This is a genomic window from Arthrobacter sp. CMU6, from assembly GCF_059090205.1.
In genome coordinates this window covers 82444-107440 of record NZ_JBNHFL010000002.1, presented here as the reverse complement: position 1 = coordinate 107440, position 24997 = coordinate 82444, and the positions used below count along the sequence as shown (strand labels likewise).

19 protein-coding genes and 1 pseudogene are annotated in these 24997 nt (G+C 61.2%); 8 read left to right on the top strand and 12 right to left on the bottom strand.

The window, feature by feature from the left end:
• Window positions 1-156: 156 nt before the first annotated feature.
• The 8 genes and pseudogenes from prfB to AC5RWD_RS01820 all read right to left on the bottom strand — a co-directional run.
• Window positions 157-1272, bottom strand: a complete 1116-nt coding sequence (prfB, locus tag AC5RWD_RS01855; protein ID WP_331574980.1) for a peptide chain release factor 2 — start codon at window positions 1270-1272, stop codon at window positions 157-159.
• 71 nt (window positions 1273-1343) lie between these two features.
• Window positions 1344-1757: a pilus assembly protein TadG-related protein gene (locus AC5RWD_RS01850; RefSeq protein ID WP_494018422.1), complete on the bottom strand. Its 414-nt coding sequence runs from the start codon at window positions 1755-1757 to the stop codon at window positions 1344-1346.
• Between the two features lie 65 nt (window positions 1758-1822).
• The gene (locus tag AC5RWD_RS01845) at window positions 1823-2377 is read right to left on the bottom strand and encodes a hypothetical protein (protein ID WP_494018421.1); all 555 of its coding nucleotides are present in this window, start codon (window positions 2375-2377) and stop codon (window positions 1823-1825) included.
• Window positions 2358-2753 carry a TadE family protein gene (locus AC5RWD_RS01840; RefSeq protein WP_494018420.1) on the bottom strand — a complete coding sequence of 132 codons (396 nt, stop codon included), beginning with the start codon at window positions 2751-2753 and terminating at the stop codon, window positions 2358-2360. The genes AC5RWD_RS01845 and AC5RWD_RS01840 overlap by 20 nt, the downstream gene beginning before the upstream one ends.
• Window positions 2754-2756: 3 nt before the next feature.
• Window positions 2757-2996, bottom strand: a complete 240-nt coding sequence (locus AC5RWD_RS01835; protein WP_494018536.1) for a hypothetical protein — start codon at window positions 2994-2996, stop codon at window positions 2757-2759.
• Between the two features lie 80 nt (window positions 2997-3076).
• Window positions 3077-4018 (bottom strand): type II secretion system F family protein, encoded by a 942-nt coding sequence (locus AC5RWD_RS01830; RefSeq protein ID WP_494018419.1) that lies wholly within the window; start codon window positions 4016-4018, stop codon window positions 3077-3079.
• Window positions 4015-4869: a type II secretion system F family protein gene (locus tag AC5RWD_RS01825; RefSeq protein WP_494018418.1), complete on the bottom strand. Its 855-nt coding sequence runs from the start codon at window positions 4867-4869 to the stop codon at window positions 4015-4017. The genes AC5RWD_RS01830 and AC5RWD_RS01825 overlap by 4 nt, the downstream gene beginning before the upstream one ends.
• A pseudogene (locus tag AC5RWD_RS01820) lies at window positions 4869-5177 on the bottom strand (CpaF family protein); the annotation flags it as partial. The pseudogene AC5RWD_RS01820 and the gene AC5RWD_RS01825, both read right to left, overlap by 1 nt.
• 110 nt (window positions 5178-5287) lie before the next feature.
• Between AC5RWD_RS01820 and AC5RWD_RS01815 the strand changes: the two are divergent.
• A complete protein-coding gene (locus AC5RWD_RS01815) occupies window positions 5288-7462 on the top strand; it encodes a KAP family P-loop NTPase fold protein (RefSeq protein WP_494018417.1) in 2175 nt (724 codons plus the stop codon).
• A 33-nt stretch (window positions 7463-7495) separates the two neighbouring features.
• Here AC5RWD_RS01815 and AC5RWD_RS01810 read toward each other — a convergent pair whose 3' ends face one another.
• The gene (locus AC5RWD_RS01810; RefSeq protein ID WP_494018416.1) at window positions 7496-8632 is read right to left on the bottom strand and encodes an EcsC family protein; all 1137 of its coding nucleotides are present in this window, start codon (window positions 8630-8632) and stop codon (window positions 7496-7498) included.
• Window positions 8633-9105: 473 nt separating this feature from the next.
• Between AC5RWD_RS01810 and AC5RWD_RS01805 the strand changes: the two genes are divergently transcribed.
• The 7 genes from AC5RWD_RS01805 (at window position 9106) to brxL (ending at window position 22253) form a co-directional block, all read left to right on the top strand.
• Complete coding sequence (locus AC5RWD_RS01805; protein ID WP_494018415.1) at window positions 9106-9300, top strand: helix-turn-helix domain-containing protein; 195 nt, start codon at window positions 9106-9108, stop codon at window positions 9298-9300.
• Between the two features lie 89 nt (window positions 9301-9389).
• A complete protein-coding gene (locus tag AC5RWD_RS01800) occupies window positions 9390-10013 on the top strand; it encodes a DUF1819 family protein (RefSeq protein ID WP_494018414.1) in 624 nt (207 codons plus the stop codon).
• Window positions 10010-10618, top strand: a complete 609-nt coding sequence (locus AC5RWD_RS01795; protein ID WP_494018413.1) for a DUF1788 domain-containing protein — start codon at window positions 10010-10012, stop codon at window positions 10616-10618. Before AC5RWD_RS01800 ends, AC5RWD_RS01795 begins: the two co-directional genes overlap by 4 nt.
• Window positions 10619-10620: 2 nt before the next feature.
• Window positions 10621-14136 (top strand): BREX system P-loop protein BrxC, encoded by a 3516-nt coding sequence (gene brxC / locus AC5RWD_RS01790; RefSeq protein WP_494018412.1) that lies wholly within the window; start codon window positions 10621-10623, stop codon window positions 14134-14136.
• 12 nt (window positions 14137-14148) lie between these two features.
• The gene (gene pglX / locus AC5RWD_RS01785; protein ID WP_494018411.1) at window positions 14149-17610 is read left to right on the top strand and encodes a BREX-1 system adenine-specific DNA-methyltransferase PglX; all 3462 of its coding nucleotides are present in this window, start codon (window positions 14149-14151) and stop codon (window positions 17608-17610) included.
• 2 nt (window positions 17611-17612) lie between these two features.
• Window positions 17613-20105 (top strand): BREX-1 system phosphatase PglZ type A, encoded by a 2493-nt coding sequence (gene pglZ / locus AC5RWD_RS01780; protein ID WP_494018410.1) that lies wholly within the window; start codon window positions 17613-17615, stop codon window positions 20103-20105.
• A 9-nt stretch (window positions 20106-20114) separates the two neighbouring features.
• Window positions 20115-22253, top strand: a complete 2139-nt coding sequence (brxL, locus tag AC5RWD_RS01775) for a BREX system Lon protease-like protein BrxL (protein WP_494018409.1) — start codon at window positions 20115-20117, stop codon at window positions 22251-22253.
• A 311-nt stretch (window positions 22254-22564) separates the two neighbouring features.
• Here the strand turns inward: brxL and AC5RWD_RS01770 are convergent, their stop codons facing one another.
• From AC5RWD_RS01770 to AC5RWD_RS01760, 3 genes are all read right to left on the bottom strand, one after another.
• Window positions 22565-22765 carry a hypothetical protein gene (locus AC5RWD_RS01770; protein WP_494018408.1) on the bottom strand — a complete coding sequence of 67 codons (201 nt, stop codon included), beginning with the start codon at window positions 22763-22765 and terminating at the stop codon, window positions 22565-22567.
• Window positions 22766-23299: 534 nt separating this feature from the next.
• Complete coding sequence (locus tag AC5RWD_RS01765; RefSeq protein ID WP_494018407.1) at window positions 23300-23959, bottom strand: recombinase family protein; 660 nt, start codon at window positions 23957-23959, stop codon at window positions 23300-23302.
• A 245-nt stretch (window positions 23960-24204) separates the two neighbouring features.
• Window positions 24205-24660 (bottom strand): hypothetical protein, encoded by a 456-nt coding sequence (locus AC5RWD_RS01760; RefSeq protein ID WP_494018406.1) that lies wholly within the window; start codon window positions 24658-24660, stop codon window positions 24205-24207.
• Window positions 24661-24997 lie beyond the last annotated feature (337 nt).

Below are 24997 nucleotides of genomic sequence, written 5' to 3'. Positions count from 1 at the left end.
GGACACGGCTTTTAAGGGCATGGTCTGCAACCGGTGCGGGGGCTTTCGCTAGGGGGAAGGAGAGCTCCGGCCTCTCGACTATACGCACGGGCTGCCATGCTCACGCGGGAGTCAGAGGGGCGTGTCGCGGGATTGGGTCCCTTGCCCTTGATTCGCCTAGCGTTCGGCGTTGCGGTTGTCAGTGCGCCAGCGGATCCCGGCTTCGATGAAGTCGTCAATGGCGCCGTCGAACACGGCGGAGGTGTTGCCCACCTCGTGCTCGGTCCGGAGGTCCTTGACCATCTGGTACGGATTCAGGACGTAGGAGCGCATCTGGTCGCCCCAGGACGCCTTGACGTCGCCGGCGAAAGCCTTCTTCTCCGCGTCCTCCTGCTCCTTCTTGAGCAGCAGGAGCCTCGACTGGAGCACCCTCATCGCAGCGGCGCGGTTCTGCAGCTGCGACTTCTCGTTCTGCATGGACACCACAGTGCCGGTGGGGATGTGCGTCAGGCGGACGGCGGAGTCGGTGGTGTTAACCGACTGGCCTCCGGGCCCGGACGAGCGGAAGACGTCCACGCGGATTTCGTTGTCCGGGATGTCGATGGAGTCTGTCTGTTCGATGAGCGGAATGACTTCCACGGCGGCGAAGGAGGTCTGCCGGCGTCCCTGGTTGTCGAACGGGCTGATCCTGACCAGCCGGTGTGTTCCCGCCTCGACGCTGAGCGTGCCGAAAGCGTACGGCGCATTGACCTCGAAGGTGGCGGACTTGAGGCCGGCTTCCTCGGCGTAGGAGGTGTCCATGACGGTCGTGGGGTAGCCGTGGCGCTCCGCCCACCGCAGGTACATGCGCAGCAGCATCTCGGCGAAGTCCGCGGCATCGACGCCGCCGGCTCCGGAGCGGATGGTGACCACGGCCTCCCGCTCGTCGTACTCGCCGGAGAGCAGGGTGACCACTTCAAGGTCCTTCAGCGACTTGCGGATTGACTCGAGCTCCGCCTCGGCCTCGCCCATGGAGTCGGCGTCGTCCTCGTCCTGGCCGAGTTCCACCAGCACCTCAAGGTCATCGATGCGGGAAGCCAGGGTGTTCAGCCGTTCCAGCTCGGACTGGCGGTGCGACAGCCGTGAGGTGATGACCTGGGCGGCTGCGGGGTCGTCCCAGAGGTTCGGCTCGCCGGCCCGCTCGCTCAGTTCTGCGATCTCTTCCTTGAGAGCCTCGACATCGGTGACATTTTCGATGGAGGTATAGGTGCCGCGCAGTGCGCGGATTTCTGCAGCAAAATCAATTTGAGCCATGGTTGTTTAAGCGTACGCTATCCGCCCTCACCGGCCGCGCGGGCAGCAGGTGCAGCGGGCCTGCGGCCCGGCTACCGGGTCAAGCGCGATCGTGCCGTTGATGAGGCTCCAATGGTGATGCCGTCCGGGATGAGGAAATTGACCACCGGCGGGTGCACGGTGGCGCTGAGAACCACGACGGCGGTGGAACCGTCAGGTGTCCCGGTTCCGGCCGCAACGGCCAGTCCGTCGACCCGCCCGAAGGCGCCGTTACGGCTGAGATAGTCGGCTGCAACGTTCCGGACCCTGTCACCGTTCAACACCGCCGAGGGAGTGCCGCCGGCCGTTTCGACCTGGCCGAGCGTATAGGAGTCGGCGGCGGCCACCGAGGCGCCGTCCGCCAGCGACAGGAGCTTCTTGTGCTCGATGTAAAGGCTGGACGCCGCCATGACCACGGTGCTGACCAGCAGGGCCAGCATGACGAATCCGATGATGAGGACTGTCATTTGCCCGTCCTCGTCACGGTTCGTTTGCGCTGATCCGGCTGGGGCGCCGCCGGCCGCAGGAGGCGTCAACGGAACCTGCCCACAACCTGGGTGGCCGAAGCGCTCAGCTGGCCGGCGTTGAGCCGGAGTGCTTCCCCGAAGGGCACGAAAGGCAGCGGCACGGTGAGCCGCACGGTGACCGTGACGGCGGAGCCCGCCGCCATGCAGCCGCCGCCGGAGTCGCACAGAATCTCGACGCTCGCGTCCCCGGCGGGATGGCCGTAATCGGCAAGCGCCAGCATGGTGGCCTGTTCTGCTGCTGCCCGGCCCGACGATTCGTCGGGCTGGGTTACGAAGACCTTGGCCGCCTGGTCAGCCGCCCCCACCACCGCGAATGAGCCGCCTTGGATCTGGCCAACCGTGATGATGAAGTAGACCACGGGCACCAAGAGGAGGAGCCCAAGGAAGGTGAACTCGACGACCGCACTCCCCCGCTGCCCGCCGTCGTCCTCTGGGTTTTCCGGGCGGCGGGCGCCGAGTGTGCCGGTGCTCCTCCGGCCAAGGCACAGAGCCTCCCGGACTCTGCCCGCGATGCTGCTGGCGAAGTGCCGCAACCTGCGGTCAGCCCGTGATGGCGGCATGTCCGGTGACCTCCAGCCCTTCGCGCGGACCGATCAAACCGAGGACCGGCAATGGGGCCCTGACGGTCACTTCCAGCGTCCGGAGCCCTTGGAACGTAACCTCACGCGTTTCGATGTCGCGGGCAAAGTCCGCGCTGAGCGCCGTGCCGATGAGCTCGCCTGTGCGGCGCCTGGCGTCGTCGGCGTTGCGGTCGGCCAGGGTTCCGTACCTGGCGCCGGACGCCGCAGCATCGATGAGTGTATTCCGGACGTGCAGGATGAGCGCGAACTGGATGATCGACACAAAGAACATGGTCAGCAGGGCACCCACGAGCACGAAGTCAACCACAGCAGCACCGCGCTCCCGCCCTGAGGTGTGCGCGGCGGTCCCGTCCACTGGCTACTTTCCGACCGTATCCATCGCCTGGTTGAACATGGCCTCCAGGGCAGGACCAGCCAGGGCCAGCAGGGCGGCAACAAGTACCGCCGACATCAGGGTGATCATGACCCAGCCGGGCACATCCCCGCGCTCAGAATGGTCCGCGAAGGTCGAAATCTTCCGGGGGCGCGGGACGGCAGCCAAGGAGTGGCTGATCAGCGCCGCCACCGCAGCAACAAGTGCAAGTCCGTGCCTGGCCATGAATGTCATGTGCTTCCCTTTTCTCCGAGTTAGGTTGTTGTTGGGCGAAGCCGCTGCCGGCGGTTGCCGGCGCAGCAGAGTCAAAAATTCAGGCTGAGTGCCGCTATTCCGGGGAAAACGGCAAACACCACTGTCAGTGGCAGCACGCCGAAGACAAGCGGCACCATCATCGCGATTTCCTTCTTACCGGCGGACTCCATCAGCTCGCGCTTGGCGGTATCCCGGACGTCCTGGGCCTGCGCCCTCAGGACTTCGGCCAATGGCGTTCCCCGCTCCACCGCCACGATGATGCCGTCAACAAAGCGGATCAATGGCCCGAGATCCGTGCGGGCGGAAAACTCCTGGAGCGCCTCCACCAAGGGCTTCCCCGCCCGGGTTTCGGCCAGGACCCTGCTGAATTCCTTGGACAGCTCGCCCCTGGCTGTCCTGCACACGCGGTCGAGGGCACCGGTGGCGCTTTCCCCTGCACCCACCGCGAGCGCAATCATTTCCGCCAGGCTCGGGAACTCGGCCAGCATGCGTTCCTCCCGCCGCCGGATCTGCACACCCAGCCAATAATCACGGAAGAGGAATCCGCCGATCCCACTGCCCGCCGAGACCGTGACCGCCAGGACAGGACTGAACCTCCCGGCCACCGCTGCCAGCGCGATGACACTGACAGCGGCGATGAATGCGCAGAGTGCCCAGAAGAGCTGCTGGGCCCGGAAGTCCAGGGGCGACTTATCGATTTGTGCCTGGGCGAGCCTGCGGCTGAGGGCTGCGGAGCCAAGGTTGAACCGGGCCAGTTTGGCAGTGGCTTCCCTGATCAGCGGGCGGAGTATGCGTTCAAGGGGACCAAACGGCGTGAGGATACGTTCTTCTGCCTGCAGGAGCCTCGATTCGAGGTTTTGGGCCCTGAGTTGCGGTTCTATGCGTTCCACGAAACTGACGGACCGCATGAACGGCAGCCTGACCAGGAGGAGCCACAGGCCAGCTCCGAGGAGCGCGCCACAGACAATCGCGGCCGCTGGCACGGTAGTCACCGTAGCACCCGCTCTTCCTCCGGGAGGGCTCCGATCTTCAGCATGACCGAGTAGCACACCAGCGACACCACCAGGCCGCCCAGCAACACGGCCGCTCCGATGGGGGTGTTGTACGCAGCCACGGCCTCCGGACGGCTGACCAGCAGCAACATGACGATCCACGGGGCGGCGACGGCCAGCCGGGCAGCATTGACAGTCCACGACTGCCGGGCTTCCAGTTCGCTGCGGGTCCGGGCGCTTTCGCGCAGGAACTCGGCCAAGGTGCCGAGCAGTTTGCCGAGATCGGAGCCACCCACCTCCCTGGTAAGCCTGAGTGCCTCGATGATCCTGTCTGCTACCGGGTCCGCCAGCCGTTCTTTGAGCCTGTTGAGAGATGCATCGAATTGGCCGCCCGAGCGGTAATCGGAGCCGAAGTCGCGGAACACGTGCCGCAGTTCCTCGGGCCCCTTGTCGCCCAGCTGTATCAGTGCCTCCGGGAGGGACAGTCCGGCCCGGATGGCCGACCGCAGGTGATCGACGACGTCGGGCCAGACCCGCCGCAGAACGGCGCTGCGCCGCTTGGCCCGCCATTTCACCACCGCCACCGGAAGCCAGCCGCCGAACAGGCCAAAGCAAACGGAAATGGGCCACGACCTGCTCACGGCGAAGAACGTCAGCGTCGCAAAAGCGCCAAGGCCCAGGCAGCTGCCGATGAGCCCGGCACCGGTGACCTTTTCAATGCCGGCAGACAGCAACAGGTCGTGAAGTCGGCTCGTCCGCGGTCCCCGCTTGGGGCGCACGGGCTGGTCCCATGCCGACCACCAGATAAGGAACAGCCCGGCACCTGTCAGGACTCCCAGCAATGCAGCCATCAGCGCGGGTCCAAAAGCGCCGCAACCTCATAGCCGGCCCTCGCGAATTTTTCCTCAGCCGGCATGGTGTTGGCCGTGGGCTCGAGCAGGCCGCCGACCATCGAAAAGATCATGGAGGACTCGATGATTCCGTTCTCGACCCGTCTGCCCAGCGAGAGGATTTCCGTCACCTGCCTGCGCCCGTTCGCAAGGCGGCTGCAGTGAACCACCAGATCAATGCAGGAGGCCACGGTCGGAACCACAAAGGCGCTGGAAATGTTGTCTCCGGCGAGCAGCGGCAGCGTGCACATCTTGGTCACGGCGTCAGGCGTAGTGCGCCTATGACGTGTACTTTCTTAAGCCTCTCAGGGCGCCCGCTCCCAACCCTCCACTGCCCAATTTGGCGCGACGTCCTCCCTACTGCCCCTAGAATCGCAGGGTGATAGAACCTTGGGCTGATGCGCCACTGAAGGACCCAAACCACGACAAACTCGACCGGGCCCCGTTTGTTGACATGGTAGCCAAGCTTATTGATGGTCTTGCCGATAGCAATGACAGCACCGTTCTCGGATTGGTGGGGCCATGGGGTTCCGGAAAGACTACAGTCCTTCACTATGTGAGGCACCGCCTGCACAAATCCATCAAAGTGGTCCGGTTCAATCCATGGTCCTTTGAGGACGAAGCCGGACTGCAGGCAGAACTGTACTCGGCAATCCTCGAGGCTTTTCCGGTCGGGTCCCACGAGAACATCCGCACGAAAGCTCTGCGGTTGGTGGGACGAGGTGCTCCAGCTTTGAAAGCCATCCCCGTGGCTGGTTCGGCCGCTTCTGAAACCCTCACGGCATTCCTACCAAGTAAGTCTTGGGACTCGGCCTTTGAAGACCTTGCAAAAGCCATCAAGGAGGCCAGTGTGAAAATCCTGGTTGAGGTCGATGACGTCGACAGGCTGCAACCAAAAGAGCTTCTGGCCTTGATGAAGACGGTTCGATTGCTCGGACGCCTACCTAGGGTCAACTACCTCATGGCCTATGACAGAACATCGACAATCAATACTCTCTGCAACGCCCTCGGAACCGGCCGCCGAGGCGCTGAGGACTACCTCGAGAAGATTGTTCAGTACCCGCTTCATCTGCCAGCCCCCCAACAGCACTATCTCCGAAAGATTGTCTTCAAGGAACTCGGGTCGCTTTTGGAAGATGGATCTGTAAGCGTCTTCGGCCCCACGCCCAAGAATCGCTTTGCATCGTTCTATCGGGATCACATGTGGACTGCACTCAGCACGCCGAGGGCCTGCCAGCGGTTCGCCATGCAAGCCAAGACGTTCCTGCCTCTCACCGGAGGCAACGTCGATCCGGCCGACTTTTTCGCGCTCACGTTCTTCCGCCTGTTCTTCGCAGAGCTGTACAACATGCTGCCGACGTGGAAAAACGATCTGACTGTGCGTCATGATGCGCCGGAACAGAGGGAAATTATTTCCCGAGAGGAGTGGGTGCTGCGCGTCAACCGCTGCGGTTTTCCTGACGAGGTGGCCGAGGAACTCGTAGATGCCTTGTCGGAGCTCTTCCCCCGCGCGGTTCCTCAGACCTTCAGCTCTCAAACGGCAGGTGGCCAATACCGGGCCGCCGATCGAGATTACTTTGATCGCTACTTTACGTTCTCTTTGCCGGCTGGGGACGTGTCAGATGTTCTCGTAAAACAAGAACTGGATCGCATCCTCCAAAACAAAGTCCCCTTTGGGGCCTCCTGTCCAGCAACCTTCGACCATCCCTTGGAAGATTTGCGCATGCTGGCCCTGCGGAAAGGTGCAAAGCACACTGTCTATGAGGTGGACACGAAGCCTCTCGTTCAGTACCTGAGTTTTGCCCTCTCCCGCAACCCGCTGGACTACGAATCGCCTTTGGACAGTCTGCGTCTCCGCTGCACCTGGATGGCGAAGCTCATTGACAGGCAAGGACATTGGCAAAAGCACGAGCTGGAAGAGTTCGTCGGCCGATTCTTCCGCCCTGCCGCACTGGGCACTGTCCTAGTACAGTCCCTGTCGTACTCCCGCGAAGGGACTCCAGGACCAGATCTGGAAACCATTAGTGAGGAGAAATTGTTCGAGCCGGGGTCATGTGCTGACGGGCTCGCGGCGCTGTGGTGTGAGCAGGCATCTGCGTGGCTAGTTGAGGAGTGGCTGAAGTCTGACACTGACGTACCAGACGTGGAGATCCTTGACGTTTGGAACTCGGTAATCCACTTAGGTGGGATCGAAACCCTCCAAGTGTATACAGGCGGAGCATTAACCTCAGGGGCTCTGACGCTGGCGCACTTGGCTTCTAGGTTCGTCGTGCCCCGCAAACTCCTGGGAGACTACCAGGCCTCTCTGTCAGCCCTCACATTGGATATGAGCAAGCTCGAAAACACCGTCCCTCGACACCTCCTGCTAACCATGTCTCTGGCCGCTGTCATTCCAGGCGCATCGGCGGATGGCACCCGGCCCCTCATCGGACGGCGTACCGAGCTTGGTGTTGAAGGCGTCAGGATCTGGAGAACTAAGCAATCGCCAGAGCCTCCGCTTCAAGGCGACGAGCAACCGTCCCTGAATAAAGCCGGCAGGGAGGCACTGCGCTGACCGAAAACTTGGCATCCGCCGTACCCGATGTGGTCAGCGAAGGTCCGGTCCGCCGGCCTCCACCACTTCATAGAGCACGCTGATTTCGTCGTCGACAACGTCTTCCTCGATGACGGCCTCTTCCGGGACGAGGTCGCGAACCGATTCGGATGCTTCCGCATCAAGTTGCGGGTACTTCTCAAGAAGGAACCGTCGTCGGTACTCAGTATCGGCGACGTCAACGACCCCCTCCAGGGTTGTCCAGTTGAAGGCCCCGCCAAGGGCTATGCCGGCTGCTGGTACAACCTTGCCGAGCCCCTGCTTGGTCAGACGACCGATGAATCGCTCCGTGAACTTCTTAGAGACCTGCGCAACAACCGACGTGTCAAGGAGGACAGCCCAGCTTTTGCCGCGGTACAGGGCTTGGGTGAGTTTTGACACGTCGGCCATGGCGGCATATTTCGCGCTGGTGGACATGGCCGTGCCGGCGTTCAGAACCGACATCACAAACAGCTTTTCGGCAGGATCTTCAGGATCGTAGCCGTAGAGCAAGGAAACGTGTCCGACGCAGCGGGAAGCCAGAGCGTGAACGACGGCAGCGTCGCCCAACAGGGCGCTGGTGATTGCGGTTCCTGAGGGCGCTGCCGCGGCACCGCCCGTGATGGCGATGGAGCCTTCTCCCCCCGTAATGACAGCACCTGCAGCAGCTCCTGAAGCTGCGGCGATAGCAGGGTAGATCCAGCTCGTTCCTTGGCCGCGGACAGCGTCAATTTCCTCGAGGTCGAGACGGCGCAGGTCGAAAAGTTGAGTTACGTCGTGGCCCTTCTTCCTGTGCTTCGCCACCACACGTGCTGGCGAGAGTCCTGCCCGCGAGACTTTCCCCACGGCCTGCCGCACCGAACCGAAAGCCGAACCACCCCAGTCCGACACGCCGTTAGGGATGGCTTTGTTTACCGCGCGGGCTTTAGTGCTCAACACACGCGCGCTTTTTGCAGCGAATTTTTGACCCCGCACAACGACCGCCTGCGCGCGCGGCTGGCTCTCCAGATACTGGTTGGCACGCTCCCCTAGCTTTTCAGCTCCGTTGGCCACCTGCTCGCCGACGTTTCGCATCGCCTGTGAGAGCGGGCGTCCCTTGAACTGCTGGATGTTATGCCAAGCGTTGAGCTCATAGGCCGAAGGTTCTGTCATGGCGCAAGTGTAATAGACCCCGGGTCGACGCCTGCTGCGCCACCCGCCCCTGGAGGTGCAAGCGAAGCTTACAGACTCGGGCCTCTTTGCCCACTGCCGTCGTATTTCCCGTGCCGGCAGAGTTGCAGCATCAACACTGCTTGCTGACGTTTCTCTGCATTAGGTTGGGGGCCGCCTTCACATCGAAGATCGCCGGAAGCCTACCCACGGTTTCCTGCTGCTTCCGCTACACGTCTTTCAGACGTATGCATAAACGAGCAAAACCTACGCCCGGGCGAGTAATTTGCTGACCCTAAGCGTCTGGGACACGGCCCACCCACTGATCTGTTTTGAACGAGGCCGCATCACGCCTTGCGCGTCCTTGAGGATAGGTATTTCCCGACCATACCCGGCCAAACCGGGTCCAAAGGGGACTCTCAGGTAGTATCAGGGGCGCGGGTCCCTGAGGCCTCAAAAGTACTGAGAGGACAGACATGCCCGAGCCTTGGCTCTCTGCTGACGACATCGCTGTTCATCTCGGCATCACGAAGGACACAGTCTATTCCTGGATCGCCGACAAAGGCATGCCCGCGCACAAGATCGGGCGCCTTTGGAAATTCCAAGCCAGCGAGGTCGACGACTGGGTCCGCGGTGGTGGCGCCGAGGCATCGCGACTCGGCCCCGACTGATTGGCTGTCCCCTTCGAACCGCCCCGACGTCGATGTCGGTCAGCCCATATATAGTGACCCACTGCTCAATTCCCGAAAGGAGGTCCCCGTTGACCACAAGCATCCATGCACACGATCGCTATGCACTGTCGTTCACCAGCGGAGGGCTCCTGGTACGCGAGGCAGACGTGATCGTCGCCGAGTATCTACGCTCGCGCGACTGGGTGACGGTACGTCATGCAGTCACCGGGCAGAACCTGCTGCAGGCGCGGACGACTTCGTCGAGTGTTCGCGTGACGCGGGAAACGATCCAGCGGCTGGGCGTCTTCGATGACTCGGAACTTGGGCTCCTCGCAGAGTCCAGTCTCACCGAGCGCTATCACTGGATGTGGGCCGCTGCATGCCGTCGTTATGAACTAATTGGTGACTTCGCCGAAGAGGTCGTTCGCGAGCGGTTCCTCCTGATGACCCCAACCCTCGCCATCGAGGACTTTGAGCGGTTCATGACGGGCAAAAGCTTGTGGCACCCGGAGCTTGACGAGTTGAAGCCTTCAACGCGCGCCAAACTCCGGCAGACCATCTTCCGCATGCTGCACGAAGCGGGCCTCCGCAGCGAAGAAGGAGCCATCGTTCCGGCGGTGCTCTCAGAGCGAGTGCACGAAGCCCTTGCTGCTCGCAGCCCGAGCGACATCCGTTTCTTCCCCACCATTCTGCCCTTGGAGGCGACGCGATGAGCACGACCAAGCGAAGCCTCACAAGTGATGAGAAGCACGTCTACGAGGTGCTGTGCAGTACACGGTTCTTGAAGATGGAGGGCCTCTCCAAGGAGGTGCCCTTCTTCATCTATCACTATCCGCCCGAGTGGGCGCCTGATGTCGATGGCCTGCGCGACCGCGTCATCACGAAACTCCGTAGCGACGACGGATTGAACGTCGTGGAAATCAACCTCTACGACCTTGCCGTGCAGCTGCTCACGGAACGTGGGGTATGGGATCGCGTCTTGGCAGCGGAACCGGACATGGACAAGGCGGAGTTCCGCGACATGTTGCAAGGCATGCTTGACCCTCACGATCATCTAGCACCCGCGATCCGCACCCGTCTCGACGCAGAGCCGAGCGACATGGTGTTCCTCGCAGGCCTAGGCGAGGTGTTCCCGTTCATTCGCACCCACACGGTGTTGGAGAACCTCCAGAGCGTCGTGACGGGTCGTCCGATGCTGGCGTGGTTCCCGGGAAGGTACCAATTCACTCAGGCCAGTGGTCACCAGCTGCGCGCGCTGAACCTCAGCGCCCGCGACAGCTACTACCGCGCCAAGGACATTCTGGAACAGGAAGCATAACCGTGACTACGATCAACGAAATCTTCGCCAAGCCGATCGGCCGGGCCATCGAGGGTGTCATCAAGGCCGATGACACATCGCACCTCGCCACCGAGGTCGAGGAGTACGTCCTCACGAACGAGGCCGCCAAGGGTCTTATACACGTCTTGGAGGCCTACACGAACTACACGAACGCCAACGGCGTCTGGATCTCGGGCTTCTTCGGTTCCGGTAAGTCACACTTGCTGAAGATGCTCGCGCACCTGCTCGGCGACATCGATGGCCACGACTACCCGCGTGCCAAGGTCTCCGAGTACTTCCGTGGCAAGGCCGACGACGCGTTCCTGCCCGCGCTGATTGAAAAGGCTGACCGCATCGCCGCGAAGAGCCTGCTGTTCAACATCGACCAGAAGGCCACGCTGATCTCGAAGGATCAGAATGACGCCCTCCTCAAGGTGTTCATGAAGATCTTCGATGAATCCCGCGGATACTACGGCAACCAGGGCCACATTGCCCGCTTCGAACGCGACCTCGCCAGCCGCGGGCAGTACAACGATTTCAAGACCGCATTCGAGCGCATCGCCGGTATCCCGTGGACCCAGGGACGCGAGCAGGCTGCACTCGAAGCCGGGCACATCGACCGGGCCTTCGCCGAGGTCAACGGCACCGAGAGTCCCGGCATCATTCGTCAATACAGCACCAGCTATTCAGTCTCGATCGAGGACTTCGCCGACGAGGTCGCAGCTTGGCTGGACCAGCAACCCGCAGGGTTCCGCCTGAACTTTTTCGTCGACGAGGTCGGCCAGTTCATCGGCACGAACACCCAGCTGATGCTAAATCTTCAGACCATCGCCGAATCCCTGGCCACCAAGTGCAAAGGGAGGGCATGGATCTTCGTCACCTCGCAGGAAGACATGGAGAAGGTCGGCGGTGACCGCACTAAGTCGCAGGCCAACGACTTTTCCAAGATTCAGGCCCGTTTCACAAACCGGCTCAAGCTCACTAGTCAGGACGTTGAAGAGGTCATCCGTAAGCGCCTGCTCGACAAGACGGATGTTGCTAAAAACGATCTGACGGCGATCTACGCGAGTGAGCACGCGAACTTCAAGACCCTCTTCGACTTCGTTGAGGGCCGCCACTATCCGAACTACCGTGACGAGACCCATTTCGTTGGCACATACCCGTTCGTGAGCTATCAGTTCCCGCTGTTCCAGTCCGCGATCGAGGGCATCAGCGACCACTATATATTCGAGGGGCGCAACAGCTCGGTCGGTGAGCGTTCCATGCTCGGTGTCGTGCAGGAAGTTGCCCGCGCGTTGGCCGACAAGCCTCTCGGGCAGCTCGCCTCATTCGACCAGATGTTTGAAGGCATCCGTGCCTCGCTGAAGTCAGCGAACCAGCGCGCGATCAAGGACGCGGAACGCAGTCCGTCGCTGCCGCCGCTTGCGATTCGACTCCTCAAGGCCCTCTTCCTGGTCAAGTACGTGGATACCTTCAAGGCGACGCCGCGCAACCTCACCGTGCTGGTCTACGACCGTTTCGGTACCGACCTCACGCAGCTCGGCAAGGACGTTAACGAGGCCCTTGCCGCGCTGGAAGCGCAGACCTACATCCAGCGCAACGGCGACGTCTACGACTACCTCACCAACGAAGAGCAGAAAATCGAGCAGGAGATCAAGAACGTCGACATCGACAATTCCGAGGTCTCCAAGAAGCTCTCCGACCTGCTCACCGGCTCGGTGATCAAGGCGACCAAGGTTGTCTACGGCAAGAACGGCCAGAACTTCCCGGTCGGGTTCAAACTCGACGGGCAGGCGATGAGCAAGCAACACGAGCTCGCCCTGCACTTCACCAGTCCCGAGACCGAATTCAGCCTGGAGCAGATCAAAGCCCACAGTGCCGGTCTCGATGAACTTCGCGTTGTGCTCCCGCCCGAGACCGACCGGATCCTCGCCGACCTGCGGCTCCTGCTGAAGACCGCGAAGTACGTCAAGCGCGCCCAAGGAGCCAGCCGTACCCCGATCGAGCAGACGATCCTGCAAATCAAGGGCACCCAGAACGCCGAGCGGGAGAACGAGATCGTCGAACGCCTCCGCACCGCTGTCGGCCGCTCGACCCTGATTCACAACGCCGGCATCCTTGATGTTGCCTCGGCTGACGCCGTGACTCGGATAAACGACGGCTTCCAGAAGGTCATCGCGGCGACCTACACGAATCTCACTCTGCTGGGTGGCATGAGCTTCACTGAGCAGCAGCTGTCCACGTTCGTCAACCCGCCTGAGGGCGGCCTGTTCGGGGAGACCGCAAGCCTCCTGGCAGTGCCCGGTGATGATGTCCTCGCGCACCTGGAGATGAGCGGTAAGCGCCACGTGCAGGTGACGATGAAGCACCTTATCGAGAAGTACACGACCAAACCGTACGGCTGGGACCAGTGGTCGATCGCGGCCGTGGTGGGCTACCTCGCTGGTGGATCAAAGATCGAGATCCAGCTCAACGGCAAGGTGCTCGCGCGCACCGAGATAACCCCAGCGCTGCGCAACACTCAGAGCTACCCGAACATGGTCATCGCCCTCCAGCGGGTGTTCGATTCGAAGGTGGTGGGTGCATTCCGGAAGTTCGTGATCGAGTTCACCAGCGACGGGGCGATCAGCAAGGATCCGCTGGAGCTTGCACGCGTGGGCAAGGAGCATCTTGACGCGAAACTCGCTGAACTGAAAGCCCTGCGCACCGGGTCCCGGTACCCGTTCATCGATCAGCTCGACGAGCCGATCCGGCTACTCGACGAGTTGAGCAGCAACAAGGCCGAGTGGTTCGTCACCGAGTTTGCCGGCGCCGACGACCTGCTCGACGCGAAAGACAGCGTGATTGACCCTATCAAGGCGTTCTTGCATGGAGCTCAGCGTGGCATCTACGACACCGCCGCAGCCTTTATCCAAGCGAATCAGTCCAACATCGCTTACCTTCCCGCCGAAGCCACCGGCGCGGTTGCGATCGCTCTAGAAGACCCGCAGATCTACCGGGGCAGCAAGACCACCCAGTTGGGAGTTTCGGTCAAGGCCCTGCAGGTCCAGCTCGGTGACGTGATTGAGAAGCAGCGCGCTGCAGCCACGGCGGACATCAGGGCACGTTGGGATCAAGTGCCCACCAGCAAGGCCTATGGCGACGCGACCGGGGCCGCCCAGCAAGCGGTGACACGCATGGCCCAGGGCGTACTCGACCGAGTTCAGCACGAGACACAGATCCCCGCGATCAAGAATTTGGCCTCGCGGTTCGCAGACTCGATCTACCCGCAGATTCTCGATGAGCTGGACGCGGCACGAGTTTCCCAGGTGTCGAAGCCACCGATCCCCGGAACCGACGCGAGTTCTGAGCCGACACCGGTGCCCGCCCCGGTCAAGCAGACCATCTCGATCAACAAGCTGGCGCTGCCCGGCGCCGGTCAGGTGCTCGAAACAGAGGGGGACGTCGACGGATACCTCGACCAGCTCCGCTCGGCGCTGCTTGCGACCATCCACGACAACAAGCGCATCACCCTCTAGGACCGCAACGATATGGACACCAAACCTCTGGAGCGTTTTGCCACGCAGGCACGCCGCGACCTCCTCGCCGCCGTCGACGCACAGGCCACCGCTGTACTTGCAGCCGGATCCGTTGCCCGCACCGAACGCGTCGAAGCAGTGAAGAAGCTCGAAGCCGAGATCACCGCACATGGTCGCACGCACGTGATCGACAAGGTCGCCTACACCTGGTTTAACCGCATCATCGCGCTCCGCTTCATGGACGCCCGCGGCTACACCCACGCCGGCGTCGTCTCGCCCACGCAGGGCCAGGCGCATGGCCAGCCGGAAATCCTCGCCGACGCCAAGCGCGGCAATCTCGATACCGACGTTGTCATCAACAAGAACACAGCAGAGGCGATCATCGGACTGCTTGACGGCACACGCCGTAGCACCGATGCCGAAGGCGAAGCCTACGCGCTCCTGTTGACCGAATACTGTCACTACTGGCACAAGTCGATGCCATACATGTTCGAACGCGAGGGCGACTACACCGAGCTGCTCATACCCACAGGGTTGCTCGCCGACGGCGCGATCCTCTCCCAAGCACGAAAGGTACTCTCAGAAGAGGTCTGTAATGACGTCGAGGTGATCGGCTGGCTCTACCAGTTCTATATCTCGGAACGAAAGCAGGAAGTCTTCGATGGATTCAGCGCCAAGGGCAAGGCGCGTAAGTTGGCTGGGCCCGACGAAATCCCTGCTGCGACGCAACTCTTCACTCCGCACTGGATCGTCCGCTACCTCGTCGAGAACTCGCTTGGGCGCCTATGGATGCTCAACCGGCCCACCTCACGCCTCGTTGATCAGATGGACTACTACATCGCCCCGGTCGACGAGGAGGATGGCTTCTCGAAGATCTCTGGCCCCGAAGAACTGACGGTAATTGACCCAGCCTGTGGCTCCGGTCACCTGCTTACCTACGCCTTTGACCTGCTCTATGCGATCTACGAGGAAGAGGGCTACGCGCCGTCTGAGATCCCCGGACTGATCCTCACCCACAACCTCCATGGAACGGAGATTGATTCTCGTGCGGGCGCACTCGCATCCTTCGCATTGACGATGAAGGCCCGCGAGAAGCAGCGATCATTCTTTAGCCGCCACGTCCGGCCAAATATCTGCGTTCTGGAGTCGATTACGTTTGCGTCAGCTGAGATCGACTACATGGCGACGCAATACGACATTGATGGCGCGAGTGCAGGGTTTTGGAACCAATTTGAGCATGCTGATTCCTGCGGGGCACTCATTCGGCCCGATAGTGCCGGCGTCGCGCGCCTCACGCAAGTCGTCACCGACAGTGACGGGAGCGTCGGTGACATCTTCATGGGGAGTATCGTTGAGCGGGCGCAACGGGTTCTGCTACAGGCGTCCTACTTGGCGCCGCGGTATCAAGTCGTCGTAGCAAATCCTCCGTATATGGGCAGCGGGAACATGGGACCAGAGCTGACGAATCTTGCTGGGTCTGAGTTTCCGAACTCCCGCCAAGATCTATGCGCGATGTTCATCGAGCGAGGCTTGGAAATGCTTGTTGCGGGCGGCAGAGCAGCCATGATCATGCCCCATTCGTGGATGTTTTTGGTATCGTTCAGTGCGCTCAGAACCAAGCTCCTTTCGAGAGCAACATTCGACTCGGTGCTACACCTCGGTCGCGGCGTGTTTGGCTCGGACTTCGCGTCGGTTGCCTTCGTAATGGGGCAGTGCCAGCCGACAGCTGGCTCCGTTGTAACGTACCGAAAGCTGTACGACCGAGCTCTGGCCGTACAGTCAAACGACGAATTGATTGCCAGATTCGCCGATCGATCGAGTGCAAACTCACTGGTCCACCAGCAGCGCTTTCTGGCAGTTGCCGGCTCGCCCCTAGTGTTTTCTCTTGGGGAGGAGCGGCTGGCCTTATTCGCGGACCATCCTGCTCTCAGGGACCAGGGAAAGGTCGCTGTAGGTCTGCAAACAAGTGACAACTCTCGGTTCTTGCGTTATTGGTATGAGGTGAGTTGGGGAAGAGTCGGGTTCGGTGTCGCATCGGGCGAGCTCGCGGCCGCGTCAAGTTTCCGTTGGTTTCCGTATAACAAAGGTGGTGTTCCTCGGCGTTGGTGGGGAAACCAGGAGCTCGTCGTGAACTGGGGTGGGGGTGGGCAAGAGATCTACGCTGAGCGGCCAAGAGCTGTCGTACGAAACCCGGATTACTATTTCCGACCATCGATTTCTTGGTCAAATGTGGGCGGTGTTCCTGCGTTTCGGGAGTACCCTGCGGGCTTCATTCCAGACTCAGCAGGATCAAGTTTTTTCCCGACTGATCGCGCACGGAGCCGGGGAATCATGGCGTTTCTCAACTCCGCGATCATGCGCGAGATTCTCGAAGCTATCGCGCCGACGTTGCACTTCGATGTTGGACAGGTAGGGTCGCTGCCTCTTCCGCGTTCGGTCGGCGCGAGCGGGGTTGCCGATGAACTAGTTCAGATTGCACGCGAAAGCTGGGCTGAGAGTGAGACTTCCTGGGACTTCCGCGCGCCACGGGTGCTTGCAGTTGGTAACGGAGCTTCTCTTCGTGAATCCTTCGCGGAGGTTCAGCGCGAGCGCCTCGTTACAACAGAAAGACAGACGAAGCTAGAGGCGGCGAATGACGCCGCAGCGCTTGTTGCTCTTGGGTTTGATCTCGACGACGCTCACCGTGGGGAGCAATCTCTTGGCGCTGGAAACAAGCAGAGTGACGCCAATTCAGGCAGCGAGGCTGCGCTTGTTCGAGATCTTGTGTCATACATCGTCGGCTGCATGTTCGGGCGCTTTAGTCTTGACGAGCCTGGTTTGATCCTCGCCGATCAAGGCGCGACCCAGCAGGACTACCTCGCCAAGTTTCCATCGCCGTTGTTCGCGCCAGTTACAGATAATGTGATCCCGTTCGTCGACGACGGATGGTTTGAGGATGACATCATCGAGCGGTTTCGACAGTTCCTGCGGGTCGCGTTTGGTGCGGAGCATTTCGAGGAGAACCTGCGCTTCGTCGAAGACTCTTTGGGCGTGAAGAGGCTGCGTGACTACTTCATCACCAAGACAGGCAAGTCGAAGTTCTACGACGATCACGTACAGCGATATAAGAAACGTCCGATCTATTGGATGTTTTCCAGCCCCAAAGGCTCGTTCAACGCGCTGATTTACATGCACCGTTACAACCCGTCGACGGTCCCGACGGTTCTGAATGAGTATCTCCGTGAGTACCGGGCCAAGTTGGAGGTCGCCCTCGCTAACGCCGAGCAGACTGCTGCTGCGGGCTCCACGAAGGACCAGAAGGAAGCCGACCGGCTACGGAAGGTGCTCGCGGAGCTTCGTGAGTACGAGCACGACGTCCTCTACCCGTTGGCAACTCAGCAACTTGCGATCGACCTTGACGACGGTGTGAAGGCGAATTATCCCAAGTTCTACCCGGCATTGAGGAAGATTGTTGGGCTGGAGGCGGCGGAGTGAGCATGGCGTCTTCGATCTCAGACCACCTCGCTGCACGCTTCGAGCAGCACCGCCTGGTGGTGTGGCACGATGTCGAAGGCAGTTACGCCGCCGACGTCGAGGCTCAGGCGCCGAACGGCGTGGAGGTGCTGCGTGTCCAGAACGATGAGTTCGGGGTTAAGTACCGCGTGCTGCGCGGCGAGCCCAGCACAAAGTTTCTGATCTATCGCAGCGGTCGTGTTGCTGAAGGGGCGGGAAACTGGCTGCTCGATCTCGAGCTCGCATACGGCGTTTTCACCGCAGATCGCGGCGCGCTCATGCGTGCAGACCTTGGCCTTACCGCGCCTGGATCCGATGAACTGATTGCTGGGCATGAGACGTTCTTTGGCGACGCGAAGTTGGTTTTGAAGCTTACGGCGTTGCTGGGCGCCGGCGATGATCTCGTCAAGGTCCAGGCGAAGATGTGCGCGGTCGTGCTCGGGCAGAAGGAACACAGTTTCTCTGAGCTGACTCGGACGCTGCTGGTGCAGCATGCCGCGGGCGACAGCGCCGGCTACGAGGCGCTCGTCGAACAGCGGCTTGCCGACTTCCATTGGGCAGGGGCCGCGAACATCTACGGTTACCACTCTGAGACGCCGAGCATGGCCGGGTTCGTCCTATGGATGTTCAAGCAAGCCCGGGGCGGGTTCGCGGCCACGACCTCGAACGCCGCGCGCAACATTGAGATCGACTTCCGTAGCTTCCGCAACGACCGTCAGAGCCTGGTCGCTCTAAAGAAGCTCGCGCTTCAGGCCGAAACTGATCTGGACTACGTCGAGCAGGCTAAGGAAGCGTCGCTTGCTGAACTAGTGGCCACCGACATTTTCGACGCGGGTGAGAGAGAGATCATCCGCCGATTGATCGACGGCATTGCCGCCCAGACGATCCAGTCGACTGACATTGCAGACATGATCCGCACCCGTCGCCGGGACAGCATTTGGTTTGACGACTACGCGACACTTTATGCGGCGCTCGGCGCTGCGGCCGAGCTGCTCCCTGCGATCCGTTCTGCACGGACCGACGTGTCGAGTTTCGATGATGGCTTCAGCCGTTACCGCGATGATCTCTTCCGCATCGACCAGCTCTACCGGCAGTACACGCTCGCGTCGCAGACCGCCGAGTTCAGGCAGCCATTGGAAGCGCTGAACGAGCAGGTAGAGAACGCCTACGTCACCGATTTCCTCTCCAAGCTCGGGATCAGCTGGCAACAACAGGTCGACCAGGTCGAGACGTGGAAGTCGCTCGCGATTACCTCGCAGAGTTCTTTCTACCACCACTACATCGCCCCGCAGGTGCGAGGTGGACGCAAGAAGGCCGTCGTCGTCATATCCGACGCGCTGCGCTACGAGGTCGCCGACGAACTGACTTCCAAGATTCGCGGCGAGAACAAGTACGACGCCAAGATCGAGGCCATTCTCGGGGTACTGCCCAGCTACACCCAGCTAGGGATGGCGTCGCTGCTTCCACACAAGACACTCGCGCATTCGGAGAACGGCGACCCTGTGCTCGTCGACGGTCAGCCCTCCAACGGCACGGCGAACCGCTCGAAGATCCTCAGCTCCGTCGGTGGCACGGCAATCCAGGCCACCGATTTCCTGAAGATGAAGCCCGCGGAGCGGCGGGATCTCTACGCAGCGCACCAGGTGCTGTACGTCTATCACGACACCATCGACGCGACCGGTGATAAGGCGGTGTCCGAGCACCGCACGTTCAAGGCTGCGGCTGATGCGATCGATGAACTCGTCGACGTCGTGAAGAAGCTGGCGAGTGCGAACGCGACGAATATCTTCGTCACCGCGGACCACGGCTTCCTGTATCAGGAGTCGAAGCTGGCGCCGCAGTTCAATCTGACCGTGAAGCCGCAGGGCGATAAAGTCGTGGTCGAGAACCGCCGTTATGTTCTCGGCCGCGGGTTGAAGGAAGACGATGCATTCCGCCGGTTCCTGCCCGAGCAGCTCGGGCTGTCGAGCGGTCTGGAAGTGCAGATCCCAAACTCGATCTGCCGGATCGTCAAGCCGGGTGCCGGGTTCCAGTTCGTCCACGGGGGTGCGTCGCTGCAGGAGATAGTGGTGCCGGTCATCTCGATCAACAAGGGACGTTCCGACACCGTCGAGCCTGTGAACGTCGACATCCACCCGGAGTCCGACAAGATCACGACCGGTCAGATCGTGGTGAAGCTCTTCCAGCAGAGCGCTGTCACCGATCAGCGCACTGCCAGGAAGCTGCGTGCAGGTCTCTACTTCGGTGATCAGCTGATTTCCAACGAGCCCGAGTTGCTCTTCGATGCCGAGAGCGCCGAGGGGCGTGATCGGTTCCAGACTGTCCGTCTGCTGCTGAGCAAGGACGCGGATGAGGCTAATAACCAGAGCGTGGAGTTCCGGCTTTCCGAACCTATTGGTGAAACCGGCGAGTGGAAGAAGTACAAGAGCGTCCCCTACACGCTCAAGCGCTCCTTCACCACGGACTTCGACTTCTAAGGAGCACTCTTGAGCGAGAACATCGACCTGACCCAGGTAGCGCCCGTCGAAGAAACCGACAACACCGCGCCCACTGAGGGTAGCGAGCCGAGCGAGTTGGATCGCAAGATTAACGAACACTTCGCAGGGGCCGTGGTCCGGAAAGACCTCGTCAAGGCGGTCAAGGGCAATGCGATCGTGCCCTCATACGTACTGGAGTATCTGCTCGGCCAGTACGCGGCATCCGACGACGAGGCCACGATCCAGGCGGGCATCGACACGGTACGCGACATTCTCGCTCAGCATTACGTGCACCGTAACGAGTCCGAGCTGGTGAAGTCGAAGATCAAAGAGCGCGGGCGGTACCGGATCATCGACAAGGTCAGCGTTACTCTCAACGAAAAGGACGACGTCTACAACGCCTCGTTCGCGAACCTTGGGATCAGCAGCGTGGTGGTGGATTCCGCTACCGTCAATGCCCACCAGAAGCTGCTTGTTGGAGGCGTGTGGTGCCTGTGCGACGTCGAGTACTTCCACACCGAAGACAACCGTGTGACGCCCTGGATTCTTGGTTCTCTCAAACCGATTCAGATGTCGAACTTCGATTACGACGGGTATCTCGATGCACGCGCGAAGTTCACCACCGATGAGTGGATCGACCTGCTGATCCAGTCGATCGGATTTGACCCCGACAAGTTCGGGCGCCGCGGCAAACTGCTGCAGTTGGTGCGCCTGATCCCGTTCGCGGAGCGCAACTACAACCTCGTAGAGCTGGGCCCCAAGGGCACCGGCAAGTCGCACATCTACTCGGAGTTCTCGCCGCACGGAATGCTCATCTCGGGTGGAGAGGTGACCGTGCCGAAGCTGTTCGTGAACAACGCAAACGGTCGCCTCGGCCTCGTCGGGTACTGGGACGTCGTCGCTTTCGATGAGTTTGCGGGCAAGAAGAAGCGTACGGATAAAGCGCTGGTCGACATCATGAAGAACTACATGGCGAACAAGTCGTTTTCCCGCGGTGTGGAGACGCTTGGCGCCGAGGCATCGATGGTTTTCGTCGGCAATACCTCGCATACCGTGCCGTACATGCTCAAGCACTCCGACCTGTTTGACGAGCTGCCCGAGACCTACCACGACCCCGCGTACCTCGACCGGCTGCACTTCTATATCCCCGGGTGGGAAGTCGACACGATCCGGAGCGAGATGTTCTCGACCGGATACGGGTTCGTCGTTGACTACATCGCCGAGGTCCTCAGGTCGATGCGCAATCTCGACTACTCCGACCGCTACCACAAGCACTTCAGGCTCGGATCCGACATCTCGACACGTGATCGCGACGGCATCCACAAGACCTTCTCTGGGCTGATGAAGCTGCTCTACCCGCATGACCAGGCGACCACCGCAGAGGTCGAAGAGGTACTGCGCTTCGCAATTGAAGGGCGCAAGCGCGTCAAGGACCAGATCCTCCGGATCGACGCCACCATGACGGAAGTGAACTTCGGCTATGAGTCACCCGGCGGTGGCTGGTCAGCGGTAACGACGCTTGAGGAAGACGAATACCCGACGCACTACCATCGACGCCATTCGCCAGCCCCAGCTGATGGGACTTCAGCCGAGACTAAAACCTCCACAGCGGCATCATCATCTCTTCCCGCACCCGCCACCGCCTCCCTTCCGGCGGAACTTTTCCGAGGACAACGGGATTTCCTGGACAACCAGCGGGGTGTCTCCTACGAGGAACTGCTTATGCCGTACCTGCGAGACGCAACAGAGATCGAGCTGCACGACCCGTACATCCGTATGGGACACCAAGGCCGCAATCTCGTCGAGCTGCTCGCGCTCGTCGCCGCGGCAAAGGACCCGGCGGACGAGGTCACCGTCAACCTCTTCACAGTGCTCGACGAAGACCCCGAGTACCAGACGAAGCAACTCCGCATGCTCAATGACATTGTTCAGGGGGCCGCCCAGCAAGGCATCAAGGTCAACGTGGCGAAGGATCCCGGCGGCCACGACCGCTGGATCCGGACCGACACCGGCTGGCGCATCAACCTCGGCCGCGGCCTCGACATCTTCCAGAAGTCAGACGGCGGCTGGTTCGACTTCGGCACGAGCCGTCAGGAGTTCCGGCAGGTGCGCGCCTTCGGAGTCACCTACATTCGCGAAGAGGGTTGACATCATCGACCTGATCGGCCGCATCGTGTCGCTCCGCCTGGAGACCAACCGGATGGTTGACGCAGTGCCAGGACCCGGGCTCGACTAGCACTGACTACCCCATGCAGCGGTACAGCTTCTGCATCACTCCGCGCTCTGGCCGCCTCAGCCTCGGGTGAGATTCTTATTCGGACCAGAGCATACTTCTGCCACCGTCGGCTTGGCATCGCAGCCGGCGCTCTGCTCTGCAGTGACTACTCGAAAACCTCCCCCCACTCATCGGCGCTCGCTCCGGACGGTAACGCCGGTAATGGTGTTACCCGTTACCGCTGTTACCCGATGGCCCAAAACTCCCGTTCCGATCCGCACTTCCCCTTCCCCGTTCCGGCTCCAGCCCCGAGCCGGAAGCCTGCCGTCGGCGACCAGTGTCTCCCGTAGCCGCTCCAGTGCCGGCCCGCGTTCATCCAGATATTCCTGGAGGCGGCCTCGGCCTGTTTCTCGGTCATGTTGATGAAATCGACGAACTTGGTCATGGCATCCCCTCATTTTTCTGGCTCGGGCTCACACCACCCACCACCCACTCATCCGTGTAGTAGGAGTAGGGAGGCCCGTCAGGGCAGTCAACAGATGTTGCAATCGCCGACCCCGACTCCAGTTCGAACCGCACGCAGGCGCTGACGGTGCCCTGCTTGCCCCACCAGCCTCCGCTGGTCGTGAGGTGCTCGCGCTAGTAGTGCTCGGTGTAGAAGTCCCGTCGGGGGCCCAGCCGTAGGCGTAGTGGCCGAAGCTCCGATCTTCAAGCCTGGAGGACACCAGCGCCCTGTCGGTTGTGTCCGTGGCCGCCGTGAACCTGGACGAACCACGCTTTGCCTTCCGCAGCCTGTTCCCGGATGGCGGCACGCCCGAGCTTCTCGACAGACGGCGCGACGCATGACGCTATGGTCAGCAATAAAATGCCCGCGGCAGCGAGCTTCAGGACACGTGTCATTCTTCCCCCACGAATCGTGCCCAGCCTATCCGCCGAAGTGGTTCCCTTTTAACTGCTCCCAGAGCGGAACATGCGTAGATCAGCCACGGGCTGGCAGCGTGCCCATGTCGATGTAGCGGGACCTGCCTTTCGGGGGCTTCGTCACGGCGGCGGGCATCGGCTCCTCGGCGCCGTATTCCTTCAAGTAGCGGTAGAGGGTTGCCCGTGACCATCCGACTGCGTCCGCTGCCTGCTGCGCCGTCTTGCCCGTGGCGAGCAGGTTCCTCGCGGCGGCGACCTTGTTCTCCACCTTGACCGGGTCCGCCGGCCGCTTCCCGAACTTCACACCGCGCGACTGGGCAGCCATCACTCCGAAACGCACCCGCTCGTTGATGAGCTCCCGTTCGTACTCGGCCAGTGTCGCGAACAATCCGAGTTGGAGGCGCCCGGAGGCAGTCGAAGGGTCAACCCCGTCCACCAAGGAGTGCAGTCCTATCCCCCGCTTCGTCATCTCGTCGACGGTGTTCAGGACGTCGATCAGGGACCGGCCCAGCCGGTCGATCCGCCAGCAAAAGACCTGGTCGCCGTCGCGGGCGTACTTGAGCAGCTCGGTCAGGCCGGGACGTTCCTTCGCTGTTTTCGCCCCCGACATGTGGTCGATGAAGATCTTGTCCCTGGCGACGCCGGCCTCCTCCAGGGCAGCAATCTGCATCCGCGCGTCCTGGTCCGTCGTGCTCACCCTCGCGTACCCGAGTTTCATGCGCACATCATGTCACGCAGACCCTTGAGGGTTCTATGAGACATTGCGGTGAGACAGACTCTATGAGACAAAAAAGCCCATATAAAGCCTGGGTTCAGGGGTCTTCGGCTTAGTCACCCAAAGGTATAGTTCCTGAGACGCCCCAAGGTCGTGTTCTACGACCCACGGTGGCCTGTCCGGGTGTAGCCCGGCGGTGGCCCCGTGACCACCGCCGGGCCCCCCAGATGTGGAGCCACTGGGGTCAATTATGCGTAGGTCAGGGTCATGGTTACTGACTTCACGGTGAAGGTGCTGCTGCCAATAGCCTCCACAACGAATTGTTCTGTGCTGTTGCCGTCCGCGATTTCCGGCAGGAAGGACGGGTCGTCCACGCACAGGGTGCGTGTCGTGGTTGGTTCAGTGCCAACATTCTCGAAGCCAGGACCCGCGCCCGGGTCGAGGTTGTCCGGAGTGATGGTAAGACCCTCACCAGGGTCCAATAGATCGCCGGTGAAAGTGAAAGTCCAACAGGCCAGTTCAAGCCTGCCCGATGCTATCTTCTTAGCCTTCAACGTGAGCGAGTTACTCCCGGTCACATGAGGATCGCCGGATAGCTTCAGATCCTGCGTCTGCTCCGTGGAGGCCACAGCCGGTACTGAAGAAAGGGCTGTTAGTCCTAGGACTGCCGCTGTCGTCAAGAACTTGAGTGTCATGGAAGTCATCGTGAGTTTCCTTCGGTGCGTGTAGGCCAGCGCCTACAGAGTTGTCACTCGGATTGCTCGGCCGCCGGTGCATGCGCGGCAGCCGGCAAGGAGCCGACCGGCCCAGGGGGCCTGCGACAATCAAAGGGGAGGCCCTCTGTCTGGAGCGCCAGCTCCTAGGGAACTTGCCCGCAGCCCTGAGATCGCGCTCTTTGGATCGCATGCTGCTAAGACCCAGAGTACGGAGCTGGACCAGTTGGCCCTATAAGTACTTCTACGTACGCTTGGACTGGCGGTCAGCGCCGTACTCAGGACACCATTTCCCCGTGTCGCCGCAGCACACTTGCATCTAAAATTC